11 protein-coding genes are annotated in these 15,560 nt (G+C 65.2%); 3 read left to right on the forward strand and 8 right to left on the reverse strand.

What is annotated here, in order from left to right:
• Nucleotides 1-293, reverse strand: a 293-nt coding sequence (locus tag RMP10_RS02640) for an alanine racemase (protein WP_310568922.1), incomplete at its 3' end; no start/stop codon positions are given.
• Here RMP10_RS02640 and RMP10_RS02645 point away from each other — a divergent pair.
• The 3 genes from RMP10_RS02645 to RMP10_RS02655 all read left to right on the forward strand — a co-directional run bounded on the left by RMP10_RS02645 (nucleotide 273) and on the right by RMP10_RS02655 (nucleotide 3,792).
• Nucleotides 273-1,436, forward strand: coding sequence for an ROK family transcriptional regulator (locus RMP10_RS02645; RefSeq protein WP_310568923.1), 1,164 nt, complete (start codon nucleotides 273-275; stop codon nucleotides 1,434-1,436). The genes RMP10_RS02640 and RMP10_RS02645 overlap by 21 nt on opposite strands.
• Nucleotides 1,437-1,447: 11 nt before the next feature.
• Entirely contained in the window at nucleotides 1,448-2,239 is a 792-nt protein-coding gene (locus tag RMP10_RS02650; protein WP_310568924.1) for a glycoside hydrolase family 16 protein, read from the forward strand.
• Nucleotides 2,240-2,316: 77 nt separating this feature from the next.
• Nucleotides 2,317-3,792, forward strand: coding sequence for an MFS transporter (locus RMP10_RS02655; protein ID WP_345785769.1), 1,476 nt, complete (start codon nucleotides 2,317-2,319; stop codon nucleotides 3,790-3,792).
• Here RMP10_RS02655 and RMP10_RS02660 read toward each other — a convergent pair.
• From RMP10_RS02660 to RMP10_RS02690, 7 genes are all read right to left on the reverse strand, one after another.
• Nucleotides 3,771-5,576, reverse strand: coding sequence for a glycoside hydrolase family 3 protein (locus tag RMP10_RS02660; protein ID WP_310568925.1), 1,806 nt, complete (start codon nucleotides 5,574-5,576; stop codon nucleotides 3,771-3,773). The two genes, RMP10_RS02655 and RMP10_RS02660, sit on opposite strands and share 22 nt — an antisense overlap.
• A gap of 22 nt (nucleotides 5,577-5,598) precedes the next feature.
• Nucleotides 5,599-7,815, reverse strand: a complete 2,217-nt coding sequence (locus RMP10_RS02665) for a glycoside hydrolase family 3 N-terminal domain-containing protein (protein WP_310568926.1) — start codon at nucleotides 7,813-7,815, stop codon at nucleotides 5,599-5,601.
• A 9-nt stretch (nucleotides 7,816-7,824) separates the two neighbouring features.
• Entirely contained in the window at nucleotides 7,825-11,004 is a 3,180-nt protein-coding gene (locus RMP10_RS02670; RefSeq protein WP_310568927.1) for a glycoside hydrolase family 2 TIM barrel-domain containing protein, read from the reverse strand.
• 130 nt (nucleotides 11,005-11,134) lie between these two features.
• The gene (locus tag RMP10_RS02675; protein WP_310568928.1) at nucleotides 11,135-11,743 is read right to left on the reverse strand and encodes a Uma2 family endonuclease; all 609 of its coding nucleotides are present in this window, start codon (nucleotides 11,741-11,743) and stop codon (nucleotides 11,135-11,137) included.
• 115 nt (nucleotides 11,744-11,858) lie between these two features.
• Nucleotides 11,859-11,996 carry a hypothetical protein gene (locus tag RMP10_RS02680; RefSeq protein WP_310568929.1) on the reverse strand — a complete coding sequence of 46 codons (138 nt, stop codon included), beginning with the start codon at nucleotides 11,994-11,996 and terminating at the stop codon, nucleotides 11,859-11,861.
• A 258-nt stretch (nucleotides 11,997-12,254) separates the two neighbouring features.
• Nucleotides 12,255-12,470 carry a hypothetical protein gene (locus tag RMP10_RS02685; protein WP_310568930.1) on the reverse strand — a complete coding sequence of 72 codons (216 nt, stop codon included), beginning with the start codon at nucleotides 12,468-12,470 and terminating at the stop codon, nucleotides 12,255-12,257.
• 253 nt (nucleotides 12,471-12,723) lie between these two features.
• Nucleotides 12,724-15,351, reverse strand: a complete 2,628-nt coding sequence (locus RMP10_RS02690; RefSeq protein WP_310568931.1) for a protein kinase — start codon at nucleotides 15,349-15,351, stop codon at nucleotides 12,724-12,726.
• Nucleotides 15,352-15,560: the final 209 nt, after the last annotated feature.

The raw sequence follows: 15,560 nt of genomic DNA on the forward strand, positions 1-15,560 counted from the left end.
TTCAGATGGCAGTGCAGCGGTCCTGGCGCCGGGCCCCGCCCTCCGGTCTTTGCGTGTTTCTTCGCTGCGGCGGCGAGGGAGAGCGCGGCGGTCGGTGTCGAGATCGTCGGCGTGAGATTGAACTCGAACACGCCGTCGAGATCGCTGATGCCGAGCGCGCCGAAGACGAGGATCGGAATCCGCACGCCGGCGCGGCGGAGCACGATGCCTTCTTCGATGTCGGCGCAGGCGAGCATCGCCGCCCCCGCCCGCTCGCCACCTCGATCCTGCGATTGATCTGGGACGAGGAGCATATTTCACGCGCCGACATCGCGCGGCGCTTGGAGGTGTCGCGCTCCACCGTCTCGGAGATCATCGACGCGCTGTTGCCGACCCGCCTCGTGGCCGAGGCAGGCGTGGGCGCCTCGAGCGGAGGACGTCGGCCGATCGTGCTCAGGTTCCAGTACGACGCGTTCTCGCTGCTTGGTGTTGACGTCGGTGCGTCGCATGTGTCTGTGGTGCTGACCGACCTGCGTGGTCGCGTGCGTGCCTGGCAGCATCAGGAGTTTCCGGTGCACCGAGACGCTGACGGTACCCGGCAGCTGATCGCGCGGCTCTGTGACGCCTGCCTTGCCATGATCGACGTGGACACCGCACCGTTGCTGGGAATCGGCGTGGCGCTGCCGAGTCCGATGGACCCGCGTCATCCGGAGCGCGTGTCGCGGCTGGCCATGGTGAACTGGGATGGACGGCACGGGCTCGAGTCGCTGAGCGCGCAATACGACGTACCGGTATTGCTGGACAACGACGCGAATCTTGGCGCGCTCGCGGAGCACTGGTGGGGAGCAGCGCGAGGGCTGTCCGACTTCACGTTCATCAAGATCGCCACCGGTATCGGCGCCGGCCACTTCATCGGTGGACGGATCTATCGTGGCGCAGGGGGCGTGGCCGGTGAGATTGGCCACGTCACCATCGACGTGCACGGCCATCCCTGCATCTGCGGGAACCGTGGCTGTCTCACGACGTACGTCGGATCACAGGAACTGGTGACGCGCGCAATGGAGTTGGCTCCGGAGTATCCCTCGAGCGACTTCGCCGCCGGCGAGATCACCACGAGCTCGCTGGAAGCGGCAGCGAAGGCGGGCGATCCGCTCGCGTCGCGCGTCGTGCACGAAGCCGCGGAACACATCGGCGCCGTGATTGCCGGTATGCTGAATCTGCTCAACCCTGCCGCCGTCATTCTTGGTGGCGGATTACCGAAGCTGCGCGAGCAGGTGCTGGTCCCGATTCGCGAGACGGTGTTGCGACGGACGTTCGTGAGTGCCGTCGCGTCGTCGGAAATTCACGTCAGCACGCTCGGAGATCGCGCCATCGCCATCGGCGCCGCGACTCTCTTACTCGATGCGGTTCTGCAGGACCCAAAGTCTCTTCTTCCCACCCAGGCTCCGTCGCCCTAACCCCGCCTGCCATGCGTCGTGTCATTGCCGCTGTCCTCGTCTGCTCTGTCGTCGGCTGTTCGTCCTCCACTGAAGCCCCTGCCCGCACGTTGGTGTGGGAGGACGACTTCAGTGGGCCGGCGGGACAAGTTGCCAACACGGCCAACTGGAAGTTCGACGTGGGTGAGGACTGGGGGAACGCGCAACTCGAGTACGACACCGATCGTGCATCGAACGCGTCACTTGACGGTAGCGGCAACCTCGTCATCACGGCGCGACGCGAACCGTATCGTGGCCGTCAGTACACATCGGCGCGTTTGATCACGCTCGGCAAGCAGTCCTTCAAGTACGGCCGCATCGAGGGGCGCATGAAGCTGCCGCGCGGTCGCGGCATGTGGCCCGCCTTCTGGATGCTCGGTACCGACTTTCCAACGGTCGGCTGGCCGCAGACGGGCGAGATCGACATCATGGAGTATCGCGGCCAGGAGCCGAGTACGGTGATCGGTACGCTGCACGGCCCAGGGTATTCCGGTGGCGCGGCTCGCTCGAAAGCGAAGACGCTCACGCTCGCGCGCCTCGACAACGACTTCCACGTGTACGCCGTGGAGTGGTCGCCCGAGAAGATCGAGCACTTCATCGATGGCGAGAAGTACTTCACCTCCACGCCGGCGGATGTGAAGGGTCCGTGGGTCTTCGAGAAGCCGTTCTTCATCATTCTGAACGTGGCGGTGGGCGGCAACTTCGTGGGCGCTCCGGATGCGATCACCACGTTCCCGCAGGCGATGGTCGTTGACTGGATTCGCGTGTACGAGGTGGCCAAGTGAGCGAGCCGCTCACGCTACGCGGGCTGGCGCGCGCCGCCGTGTCTGCGTGGCATACGCGACTGGGCACGAAGGGCGGTATCGCCGTCTCGAATCCGACGCGTCCGGAAGACCGCATCGCGTTCTCGCGCAAAATCGCCTACGGCCTCGGCGCCTTCGTGAACAACCTGCTGGCGGCAGCGATCGGCGGCATGATGATCATTCTGAATCTCGGATTCGGCATGAACCCGGCCCTCGTTGGCATCGCGGGGGCGATCCCGCGCGCGACCGACGCATTGATCGATCCGCTGATGGGATTCATTTCCGACCAGACGCGGTCGCGCTGGGGGCGACGGCGCCCGTACATCTTCATTGGTGCGATTCTCTCGGGCGTCTCGTACGCCGTGCTCTGGGCAATGCCGATTGGCAAGACCGAGTCGTTCTACTTCTGGTACTTCGTGATCGGCTCGAATCTGTTCTACGTGGCCTACACGATCTTTGCGGCGCCGTGGGTCGCGCTGGGCTACGAGCTCACGCCGGACTATCACGAACGGACACGTCTCATGGGCGTGCAGAACTTCATCGGACAGATCGCGTACCTCGTGTCGCCGTGGTTCCTGTGGATCATGACCCACAAGCCATGGTTCTCGACGCCGACCGAAGGCGCGCGCTCGCTGGCGCTCACGATCGGCATCGTGGCCGCGTGTGTGGGCATCTTGCCGGCGATCTTCCTGCGCGAGCGGTTCGTTCACGAGCCGGAGACGGAATCCGCGACGGCGGCGCGCCAGGCCCGCACGAGTCTCTGGCAGTCGACCAAGCACCATACGATCGAGTTCATCGCCGGCTGCAAGTCAACGCTGCAGTCGCGACCGTTCCTGAAGCTCTGCATCGCGACGTTTCTGGTGTTCAACGGCTTCATCATGATCTCGTCGTTCCAATCGTACGTGATCATCTACTACGTGTTCGGCGGCAACCAGGAGCGCGGGGCCGAGTACGCCGGCTACGCGGGCACCCTCGGTGCGGTCTCGACGTTCGCCGTGATCTTCTTCATCACTTGGCTGGCCACGAAGATCGGCAAGAAGCGGGCGTTCTATGTGTCGACCGGTCTGTCGATGGTGGGCTACGCGGTGAAGTGGTTTTGTTACGATCCCAGCCGACCGTGGTTGGTCATGCTACCGGCGCCACTCATGGCCTTCGGACTGGGCGGACTGTTTACCCTGATGGGTTCTATGATCGCCGATGTCGTCGACTGCGACGAGCTGGAGACGAAGCAGCGCCGTGAGGGTATGTTCGGCTCGATCTATTGGTGGGTGGTCAAAGTCGGCATGGCAGCGGCGCTTGCCGGCGGTGGATTTCTGGTGAACTGGACCGGGTTCGATGTGGCGTTGGCCGGCGCGCAGACGCCACGCACGCTTGTGCTGCTGAGGCTCTGCGACGTACTCGTGCCGTTCATCGCCTCGGGCATCGCGATCTGGGCAATCTCCGGCTATCCGATCACCGAAGAGAAGGCCCACGACGTCCGCCAGGAACTCGAGCGGCGCCGTGGGCTGGCCAATCAGCCCGTCGTGATTCCGTAGCCGCGGGCGAAACGCGGCGCCTCGTCTTTGTACGACGGCGCCGTACTCTGCGGCCAGGTAAATGACAAGGTGCCGTGAAACGGGTAGTCGCCGAGCAGGACATCGGCGACACCCTGTCCCTCGGAGCCAGGCAGCCACGCCGCGACGAACGCTTGCGAGGCATCGAGTTCCGCGTTCACCACGAGCGGACGTCCGCCCACGAACACGGTGACGACCGATATGCCTTTGGACGCAATCGCGGTGATGAGTGCGAGATCTTCCGGGTGCAGTTGCGCGAGTTCAATCGACTTGCCGTAGGGCGCCAGATTGTGTGGCTTCGCCGGGTTGTGCGAACCCTTCTCGACCCGTCCACCCAAGCGTAGATCCCCCATCCCTTCGGCGTAGGGCTTCTCGCCAATCACGACGATGGCCACGTCATGGTGCGCTGGATCGGCCGACGCACCGGTTACGTCGAGCGCCGCCATCGGGGCGAGGGCCTGAATGCCTTCCCAGATTGATGTGCCGCCTACGATTGCGTCATTGGTAGTTTCGCCTTGCCACGCCACCGTGAAGCCGCCGCACTGGTGCCCGCGATTGTGCGCGCTCTTGCCGGCCACGAGAATGCGCGCCGCGCGCGACAACGGCAGCAGCGCGTGCTCGTTCTTGAGCAACACCAGCGACTTGCGCACGGCCTCGCGGGCAATGTCGCGATGCGCGGCGCTGCCAAAGCTGTCGCTCTTCGACCATGCGCGCTCGGCCGGCCGTGGCTTCTCGAACAGCCCAAAGCGAAGCTTCACACTAAGAATGCGTAGCACCGCATCATCGATGCGCGACATCGGTACGATGCCGGCTTCGACCTGCTGCTGCAACAGCTCGAGGCAGCGCTTCCACTCCAGCGACACCATGAACACGTCCATGCCGGCATTCACGGCCATGCCGATGGCGGTGCCGTAGTCCTCGTGCAGGTAGTCGACGCCGTCCCAATCGGACACGACGAGCCCATCGAAGCCAAGGCGTCCCTTGAGCACGTCGGTGAGCAGATAGCGATGCCCGTGGCACTTGTCGCCGTTCCAACTGTTGAACGACGCCATCACGGTCAGCAGACCCGCTTCGAGCGCCGGATAATACGGCGACATGTGCGTGCGCTCGAGCGCCTCCTGCGAGATCGCCGTGTCTCCCTGATCGTTGCCCGCCGTGGTACCCCCGTCACCGACCCAATGCTTGGCGCAGGCGATCACGCCATCGGTACCGAGGTCGTGCTGCACGCCGCGCACATATCCCGCCGCGTACGAGGCCACGAGCGCCGGATCCTCCGAGAAGCTCTCGTAGGTGCGGCCCCAGTGGATGTTCTGCGCCACGGCCAGCGTGGGGGCAAACGTCCAGTCCACGCCGGTGGCCAGTACTTCCTTCGCCATCACGCGCGCCGTGCGCTCAACGAGTTCGGGATCACGCGCGCAACCGAGGCCGATGTTGTGCGGAAAGACCGTGGCACCAAGCACGTTAGCATGACCGTGTACCGCATCGACCGCATAAAGCAGCGGAATGGGCAAGCGGCCGTTCGCCTCCGACATCGAGGCGGCCCAGTACGCGTCGTTCATGGCGACCCAATCGCTCACGGTATTCGCGCCCGGCGCGGAACCGCCGCCGCTGAGCACGGAGCCCAAGTGGAAGTCACGGACGTCGTCAGGCGTGGTGGCCATTCGTTCGGACATGATCATCTGTCCGAGCTTTTGAGCGAGGCTCATGCGGGCCAGCAGCGACTCAGCGCGCTCGGCCACGATCTCGTGTCGCGTCATGGTGGTCATGAGAGTGAGAAAGAGAACAGCATCAGGAGTGCACGGAGAATTCCACGGACGTCGTCGTGCCAGCATGCGGAGCGATCCAGGCCTGAAAACGTCCGGGCTCGACCGCGCGCTGGAGATCGCGGCCGTGAAAGGCGAGCTGCGCGATAGGCAACGAGAAGCGCACGGTGCGTCGCTCACCTGCGGCGAGGTGTACACGCTGGAAGCCCTTGAGCTCTTTCACCGGGCGCGTAGCACTGCCCACGAGGTCGCGCACGTAAAGCTGCACGACCTCGTCGGCAGCGCGCGCGCCTCGATTGGTGAGCGTGGCACTGATCTCGACGGTGCCATCGAGTGGCACATCGGCGAGGCGCAGTGACGGCGCCTCATATTCGACATAGGTGTACGTCAAACCGAAGCCGAACGGATACAGGGGCGACGGATCGACATCGAGATGGAACGACGTGTTGCCGACCGACAGCTGGGGCGCGCGCGGATGGATGTCGTGCATCGACACGACCGACTCGGGCGTGGCCGGCTTTCCGGTGTTCTTGTGCGCATAGTAGATCGGGATCTGTCCGGTGGCACGCGGCAACGTGACGGGCAAGCGAGCCGACGGCGAGGCGGCGCCGAACAGCAGGTCCACGATGGCGGCTCCACCCATCGATCCCGGATGCCAGGCATACAGCAGCGCGTGCACACGATGCGCGATGCGCTCGAGGGCCAGCGCACGACCGGCCATGACCACCAGCACGACGGGCGTTCCTGTGGCCACAATGGCCTCTACCAGTGCTTCCTGGGCGCCGGGAAGGGAAATGTCAGCCCGACAGTGTGCTTCGCCCGACAGGATCGATTCCTCGCCCAGCACGAGCACCGCAACATCGGCATGGCTCGCGGCCTGCACCGCCTCGTCGAATCCACTCGTGTCCTGACTTCGCGTGTTGGGCACACCCTGCGCCACGTCGACCTGCACAGAGTCGGGCAGCGCCTCCCGCAGCGCGCTGAGCACCGTGCGGCTGTGCTGCGCGTCGCCGTCGAAGATCCAGGTGCCGAGCTGCTCGTATGGGTCATCGGCCAGCGGTCCGATCACGGCGATACGACGCAGTGCGCCGGCGGCGAGCGGCAGCAGATACTCGCCGTCGTGCATCGTATTGCGGAGCAGCACGATGCTCTCCTGCGCCACTTCGCGCGCCGCCAGTAGATGCGCGACGTTCCCGGCGACCGGGAATGTGCTCGGATCGGTCGAAGAGCGCTCGAAGAGACCGAGCCGCAGCTTCATGCGCAGCACGTTGGCCACCATCGCGTCGAGCCGGTCGACGGGCACCAGTCCATCGCGTACGAGATCAGCGAGATGGTCGGCGTATGTGGTGCTGGCCATCTCCATGTCGACGCCGGCGATCGCCGCTTCGTGCGCCGAGCCGCGATCGTCGGCGGTGAGCCCATGGATCGCGAGCTGACGAATCGAATCCCAGTCGCTGACCACGAGGCCATCGAAGCCCCATTCATCGCGCAACACGCCGGTAAGCAGCGGCCCGTTCGCGCTGGCGGGAACACCGTCGATGTCGCTGAACGACGTCATGACCGACGCCACACCCGCCTGCACCGCCGCTTGGAAGGGCGGCAAGTGCACATCGCGCAGCTCGCGCGGCGCGATGTTGGTGGTGTTGTAGTCTCGGCCACTCTCGCTGGCGCCGTAGCCGACGAAGTGCTTGGCGCAGGCGGCGATGGCATCCGGTGCCGTGAGGTCGGCGCGTTGATATCCGCGCACCGCTGCCGCGGCGAGCACGCCGGTGAGGTACGGGTCCTCACCGAAGCCTTCCGCCACGCGCCCCCAACGCGGATCGCGACCGATGTCGATCATCGGCGCGAACGTCCAATTCACGCCACAGGCCGCCGCTTCCGTGGCGGCCACGCGCGCCCCACGCGCGACGGCGTCGGGATTCCAGCTGGAGGCCTGCCCGAGGGGGATTGGAAAGACCGTAGCAAATCCGTGAATCACATCGCGGCCGATCAACAGCGGAATGCCGTGACGCGATTCGTGCACCGCGATGTGCTGCAGCGCGTTCACCGTATCGACGTGCACCTCGTTGATGACCGACCCGACGCGCCCATCACGAATGGCCTGCGCGAGGTCGGCCGACACCTGCCCGCCACCGCCCTGCACCTGCTGCAGCTGTCCGATCTTCTCTTCGATCGACAGCTGCGCGAGCAGTTCGGTGATGCGTGCGTCGACGGACAGCGCGGTGGACAGCAGTTCTGACACCAGCCGGCGCTACCAGGCCACGGTGAGATAGGTCCGGATTTCCCACTCTGAGCCGTTCTTCGCCGGCGCGGTGGGATCGCAGGTGGGAACGCCGGTGGTGAGGTCGGGCACACGCTCCGGGCAGAACCGCGGCGAGTACTTGTCGAGAGCGCGCCACGTACCGCGCACGCCGAACTTCGTTTCCGGCAAGTCCCACCACTGCGGCGTGCCGATCGCGTACGACACGTCGGTGAGCAGCTGCTTCGGGAACGTGAGGTTGAAGTCACGGTGGTAGTCGAACGGACCCCAGTCGTTGAGCTTCGCGGCCGCCATCACCTTCATATGCTGCTTCACCATGCGCACATCCACCCCGGAGCGATGCAGCAAGCGCGGATCGTTGCCGTTCGGCTCGGCGGTGCCGGTGTAGAGATTCGCGATGAGGCGCACATCGCTGGCCACCTTGGACACAATGCGCGAGCGCACTTCATACAGGCTGCGCGCCGGCGTGGCACCGGGGAACGGGAACGTGGTGCGACCGTCACCGAGGATACCGATCGCGGCGTCCATCGTGGTGGGCAGGCGACGGTACACGTACCCCACGTTGGCGGCGAAACGCGCGTCCTCACGCATGTCGCTGTCCCAGGCGTACATCCAGGTGGCCGGCGTGGGGTCGAACGTGAGCAGCAACTCAGCGCCATACGTCTCGCGATTGGCGCGCACGGCAAACGGATCATCGACCACATTGCGCGGACGCCCGGGCGCCGGCGTGTCGAACGGCACGGGACCGACGATCGGCTTCTGATACAGGAAGTTCGGGGCGATTTCGAAGGCGCCGAAGCGCGCCGAGAGACCGGAGATCGTGTTCCACTGATTGTTGAGGCCCGTGTCCTTGAGGCTCCAGCCAGTGAACGTCTGCACGGAGGTCGGTCCACCGTCGGCCACGAGGCCCATGATGGCGCCTTGGGCGTACCAGTTGTAGCGACCCTTCGAGTAGGTCATGCGCGCCTTGCCACCGAAGGCGTCGCTGTCCTTGATCTTGTCCTGCAGCACGCGCGTGGTGCCGCCGGAGTAGTCGATGATCTGAAACGGGACGCCGACGCGCGTGGCACCGGCCCAGATACCACCCGCTTCCACACCGAAGCCGGCGATCGTGTCGGCCAAGTGCAACGTGGCGCGACGCGTTTGCGGGATCGGAATCGCGAAGGAGCTGTTGCTGGCCGATGCATTCAGCTTCGCGACGTCTTCCTGGTACATGGCCGTGATGTACGTCTCGCCGACCTTGCGGCCGTACTTCGCGATGGCCGTGGGATTTGCACCCCACCAGAGCTCCGGACCGAACGCGAGCTTCAGGCCGGCCAGCTTGCGCTTACCCGTGAACTCGACACCCGCGGGCGCGTTGCCGTTGTAGATGTCGATGTTCTTGCCGTAGTTCGCTTCGCGATAGAGGCCGAAGAAGTCGCCTTCGTAGCCCCAGTGGTAGTGGCCCGTGCGATAGAAGCCATCGAGGCGGAAGTTGCGATCATCCCACGACACGCTGGCGCGATACACGGCGAGGCGGTCGATGCCATTCAGTCGAAGCGGTGTGCCGTCGGTGAGGACATTGCGCGGACGGCCACGATTCTCGTAGAAGATCTGATCGATCGGATTGCCGGGAACGTTGCCAAGCACGTTGAGCGAGAGCGTGGCCGAGAAGGATTCGCTGGGGCGCGCGGTGATGTCGGCGTAGAACGACTCCATGCGATCGAAACCCTGGAACGACGGGTACAACGTAGAGGCCGCGTCGGCCACCTTGGGCGTGCTGATTTTCGAGCCGCCGGTGTTGAACGTCTGCAGTTCCATGCGCAAGCCGCTTACCGTGATGCGGCTGGTGCCTTCACCGGTGAGCGCGGCCCGATCGGCGCGGGCACGAAGCTCTACATCGGCCGGATTGATCGCGGCAAAGTGTGACGCGATCTTGGCGGTGCTGCTGGCCGTGGCATACGGATCGAGCTGATAGGCCTGCTGCAGCGCGTAGAAGGCCGCGCGCGGATAGAGCGGGAACTGCCCCTTGGAGTCGGCCGGGCCCTTGGCGACGATGCCCCACCACTCTTCGTTCATGTTGTTCTCGCCCTTGGTGTAGTCATCACCGTAGGCCGCGTTGGACCACGAGGCGTTGGTGTCGTGCTCGTTGAGGCGCAGTTCCTGGCCGAACTTCCACCAGCCGTCGGTCCACTGGAAAGTGAAGCCGCCGATGGAATTGCCGGCGCGACCGTGCCCGGCCGTCTGCTCGTAAATTTCCTGCCACTGCGCGAGGAGGTACTTGGCCTGCGAGAGCTGATCTTCGCGCATGTCGCGCGCGTTCCAGGCATCGGCGCCGAACTCGGTGAGCATGACGGGAATGCCCATCGACGTTTTCACGCGATCGAAGAGATCACGGAACGACGCGCCGCGGTACACGTTGGTGCCGAAGACATCGAGGCCCTTGGCTTCCTTGGCGATGATGTCGAGGTATTGCAGATCGCCGTTGGCAAACGCGACCGGACGCGAGGCATCCTTGGCCTTGATGGCGCGCGTGACTTCGCCAACGAGCGAATACAGATACGTGGCCTTCGCCGCGTCGCGTTCACCGGCCGGGAGATTCTCGGTGGCGGCGGACTTCCAGGAGAGGCCATAGTTGTTCTCGTTGCCCAGCAGCCACATGAGCACACCGGGCGTGCTGCGGAATTCCTCGACAATGGCGAGCACTTCGTTCGTCAGCGCGCGGCGCACCTTGGGATCCGAGTAGTCGGTCTGCGCCTGAAAGACGCCGTTAATGGTGGTGCCGTACCGACCGAGGGCGTGGTTGAGCACGGTGTAGATGCCGTGCTGCTCGTAGATGTACTTCACCCAACGCGGGGGTACGCCGTTGTATTGGCGGATGACATTGACGCCCATGACCTTGAGCAGCCCCATTTCGCGATCGAGGGCCGTCTTGACGACGTCGTCCGGCTGTGTCCAGAGACTGTAGGAGTAGTTGGTGCCGATCGGGAAATAGTCCCAGTTCACGCCGCGGAGCAGCATGTCGGTGCCATTCACCTGAATGCGCGAGCCGGCGGCATCGTTGCGGACTTCGATGCGCGGCATCTGGGCGCGGGCGGTTGCGGGCGCGACCACCGCAACAAACAGGGTAGCGAGCACGGACAAGCGACGGACCCGCGCGGAGCGGGCAGCCAGCTTCGGCATTAGGCGCATGGAGGGGCCTCTTCCACCGGGCGGTGGTCGGGAGAGCGGTGCGGTCGGCGACGGAGGAGGGACCATCTTTGTTCGCCGACACAACAAAGTGCAGCCAGCGGTGGCGGCTGTCAAGCGTTTTGTGGGGCGCTCAGTCGAACAGGTCGGCGAGCGCGAGGTGGAGCCCGGGGAGGACGTCTTCGCCGTGGAGCGCCTCGGTTGTGGCCACGTGGGATTCGCTGCCGTCGGCGCGGTAGACGCGGGCTGTTTGGCTCGCCGGATCGACCACCCACGCGAGCAGCGTGCCGGCGGCGAGCCAGTCGTCCACTTTCTCGCGCACGGCGGCGGCACAGTCGGACGGGGAGAGCACTTCAACCACGACATCGGGGGCGAACTCGGGGAACGCGGCCGGTGGCTGCGTGGGACAGCGGTCCATGCGCACGTAGGCCACGTCGGGGGCGCGCACGGTGTCGGGGCTGCGCGACAGCGTGAAGCCGGTTTCGGCGGCGACGACGCGGCCACGCGGCGACGGCCATCCGTTCGCGCGGCGTTCAGCGGTGAGGTGCTCGCTGATCGCCACCAGGATGCGCGCAGCGACGTCTCCATGCGTCCAACCCGCCGGCTCGTGCACGAGGATCCGGCCGCGCAGCAACTCGGTGCGCGCGCGTGCCACGGGATTCGCGTACAACTGTTCCGCGGTGATGGAGAGTGGCGCTGGGGGCATCGCAGCGGTCCTCGTGGTGGGACGGGTCTTGGGCATACGCACACGGTACGGCGTGCTGTCACGGGTGCGTCAGCGAGTGGCAATAGAACGCTACGCGCTGCGGCGCGCCGAGTCTACTCGGCGGGCGCTGTACCTGTGGGCCACGCGTCGGCTAGACGCTGCACTTCCGCACATCTTCATCTTCGCTGATGGCTTTCAGCCTCTCCCGCACCATCACGGCATCAACGATTACCGCGTCCGTCCCACGGTCGGGGTGTTCGAACGGAACGGCCTCCAACAGCGTCGTCATCACCGTGTGCTACCGACGCACGCGAATGTTCTCCATGCGCTCGTTCACCCGCGCGGCCACTCGCTCCAGTGCCGCGATGCCGCCGTCGTCGAATTCCAGCAACGCGCCGGCGGCGGTAAACAGCATGTGATGGCTTTCACCATCCCGGTCTTCGCTTGCACGGCAAACATCGAGCGAGCGAACGCTGCACCGCTCAGACCACGCGCACCACGTGAGCTGGCATCGTGCAAACCCAGGCACGCTCCACCGTGACGGACTTCACCGGATATACCAACGCGCCTTGATCCGGCAGATCACCCAGCCGGACTTCCACCCCCCATGCGCATCGGGTAGTGCAGCACTGCTCGCGTCGGCGCGCAGCGTACGGAGTTCCATCGTCTCGTGCCAGTTCGGCCGCGCGATTTCGGCGAAGGCCAGGCCGATGCCGGTGGATTGGGCCTGCACGATGTGTCCAGCGCCGTAGATATTGATCACGGACTCACTGGGTTCCGCGTTCGCGGCGAGACGAAACTGACCGGCGGCGTCGACCGGGCGCAGCGTGCTGTACAGCGCTTCCCGACACAGACGCGTCTCCGCGGTGAGGCCATTGGCGGCGAGCGGCTGATCGAGGACGGCCCCGGGGATCTGATGGTGTAGACATGTACTAGTTGGCTGGTGAACGGAACGGAGTGCATCGACTCAGTTCAACGACTCCGACCCCTTGAATACGTTTTGAACGCTGTCGGAGCTACCGGCCCAACGCGCGCTCGAGATCCCGCCGCCAATTCAGCACCAGCCTGACGGTGGAGGCGCGCTCCTGCTGTTGCGGAATGACGAGAAAGAACCGCTGCCCATCGGGTGACACGTCGAAGCCGGCGGTTCTGAGGCCGTACACCTGACCAGCGCTCGGCCTGCGGAACAGCTCGACCGATACTCCGGGCTCGCCAATCGCGGGATCGAACGGTGATGCCAGTACGGCGTCGCCCTGCCGATAGACGAGTTCACGTCCCCCCTTGGTCCAGCGGGGCTGCCCACCGCCGCCCGAGGACAGCTGACGACGGGCCGGAGTGGTCATGCTCTGCACATAGATCTCGGATGCGCCCACCGCTGCGCGCTCGGCGTAGGCGATCCATCGGCCATCCGGCGAGATGACAGGAGTACCGCGCCCGTTGCCGTTGACGGCGACGGCACGAGGCGCGTCGCTTCCGTTCACGACAAACAGCTGACCCTGGCTTTCGAACGCCCACGAGCGACCGTCCGGCCCGACGCTGGTCGGCAGCTTATCAATGGCGCTGCGCAGCAGCGTATCGACCGCCGACCCATCCACGGGGGTGCGGACGACATCGAAGACCGGCGTTTCCGTGAGATGACTGAGCGAGCGACTGTCCGGCGCCCAGTTCGGCGAAAAGCTCGCACCAGCGCCGTGCGAGAGTTGACTGAACACTCGGCGGCTACGATCGAGCAGCCAGATTTGCGGCAATCGACCGACCTGCGTGAGCGCGAGATAGCGCCCGTCGGGCGAGATGCGTGGTTCCGCCCAGCGACCGGTGACCGTCACCAGTTCGCCATCGCGCCCATCACGTGATATCTCGCGCACCAGCTGCGGCACATCGACGTCGGACTGCGGCTGATACAACAGCGTCCCGCCGTCCGATATCGTGTACCCTGACACTCCCGCCGATTGCTCCGATGCCACGTTGGTGAGGATGGAAACCGGCTCCCCGTTTACGCGCAGGGAGCTCGCATCAAACCGGACGGCCATCACGACGCCATCGCGGATGAACGTGAGATATCCGCCCGCCACATACCGCGGAAAAAACGCGTTGCGGATCAGCGTGTGCCGACGATGCGTGGTCAGGTCGACGACTTCGACGCGCGACGAGTCGGCCGGAAACGCGTAGCTGAAGAAGAGCAACTTCTTACCGCCGGGCAGCAACTGCGGATCCCAGTGACTGAACTCGTGACGCGCGCTGTCGAGGGAGGTGATGGATTCGGCGGCTCCCCCTGACGCACTTACCCGGGAGAGCGCGCCGCTGCTCTGCGTGAAGTACACCCAATCATCGGCGCCCCAGGACAGCATGTTTCGGAACGAGCCTGGCTGTGGTGCGATGACGGTGCTGGGGCCGCCTTCCACGGACATTCGCCGAATCGTGCCGCCCGCGCCCACGAATGCCAACGACTTTCCGTCGGGAGAAAACGCAAACGCTTCGGCACCCTGAGAACCCGGCACGATGCGGGCTGACTCGCTGGACAGTTCACGCAGGCGAATGACGCGCACGCCGGTCGAGTCTGGCCCCACGATGCCCACGACCTGGCCGTCCGGCGAGAGCGTCACACCAAGGGTTGGTCGACTTTTTCCGCCCATCGCGAGATCGGCCACGAGGCGACCGTCACTGCCACTCCCTGTCGATGAGCGCTGGCCGATCCACCAGCCCGCGCATGCTACCGCTGTGGCGGCGATGCCGACGAGCGCGCTGGTCGCGAAGCGGCGGGGGTTCGACGAGCTGCTCGCGCGGGGCTCGACGCGTGAGATCGCGCGAGCTGACGAGGTTTCGAGCGCCGTGGCGAATGCGGCGGCCTGCGCGAAGCGATCAGCGGGCGTTTTCTCCAACGCGCGCATGACGGCCGCTTCCACGTGCGGCGGCACGGCTTTGCGTTGCGCCGCAAGCGAGCGCGGCGTGTCGGCCAGCAGTCGCGCCACCACCGCTTGCACAGTGGGGCCGCTGAACGGCGGCTCACCCGCGAGCATCTCGTATGTCACCGCGCCCAGCGCGTACACGTCGCTGCGCGCGTCGATCAGGCGTTCGCCGGTGGCCTGCTCGGGGCTCATGTACTGCGGGGTGCCGAGCGAGAGGCCTGTCTGGGTGAGGCGTTGCCCGCCGGCGCTTTGCACGGCGAGCGCGATGCCGAAATCCGCGACTACGGCGGCGCCGTCCTGCAGCAGGATGTTTTCCGGCTTGATGTCGCGGTGGATGATGCCTTGCTTGTGCGCATGATCCAGTGCGCCGGCGACTTCGCGCGCTATCCGGAGCGCGTCCTCGAGCGGGAGCTGGCGCTCGCGTTCGAGGCGCGCGCGCAGCGTTTCCCCGCGCACGTAGGGCATGACATAGTACAACAGGCCGTCGGCCGCGCCGGAGTCGAGCAGCGGCAGAATATGCGGATGTTGCAACTTGGCCGTGGTCTTGATTTCACTCAAAAAGCGCTCGGCGCCGAGCGCCGCGCCCAAGTCCGGATGCAACACTTTGATGGCGACGTCGCGCTCGTGCTTGAGGTCGTGCGCGAGGTAGACGGTGGCCATGCCACCGGCTCCGAGCTCGCGGTCGACGCGGTAGCGACGGCTCAGGGCGGCCGCGAGACGAGCTTGAATGGTGGTCACGCGACAAACTTGCCGGCTTGACGGGGCCCCGTCGAGTCTGCCCACGCGATTTGGTCGGTTCAAGGGGTCAGGCTTCAAGGGGTGAGAGTGGTTTTAACGGGGTAAACCAAAAATTACCCCATAAACCGGTTTTAGAGCCATTTTGCGCGCGATTAAAGAAGTACAAACGCCAAAAAAACCACTTCCATATAAAACTAAAGAGCGCCCCC

The organism is Gemmatimonas sp., assembly GCF_031426495.1.
Lineage (GTDB): Bacteria > Gemmatimonadota > Gemmatimonadetes > Gemmatimonadales > Gemmatimonadaceae > Gemmatimonas.

Bases quoted from the DNA above. Each gene is read 5' to 3' on its own strand.
- RMP10_RS02650 (WP_310568924.1), top strand. From the start codon at position 1,448: ATGCGTCGTGTCATTGCCGCTGTCCTCGTCTGCTCTGTCGTCGGCTGT.
- RMP10_RS02660 (WP_310568925.1), bottom strand. From the start codon at position 5,576: ATGACCACCATGACGCGACACGAGATCGTGGCCGAGCGCGCTGAGTCG.
- RMP10_RS02670 (WP_310568927.1), bottom strand. From the start codon at position 11,004: ATGCGCCTAATGCCGAAGCTGGCTGCCCGCTCCGCGCGGGTCCGTCGC.
- RMP10_RS02675 (WP_310568928.1), bottom strand. From the start codon at position 11,743: ATGCCCAAGACCCGTCCCACCACGAGGACCGCTGCGATGCCCCCAGCG.
- RMP10_RS02680 (WP_310568929.1), bottom strand. From the start codon at position 11,996: ATGACGACGCTGTTGGAGGCCGTTCCGTTCGAACACCCCGACCGTGGG.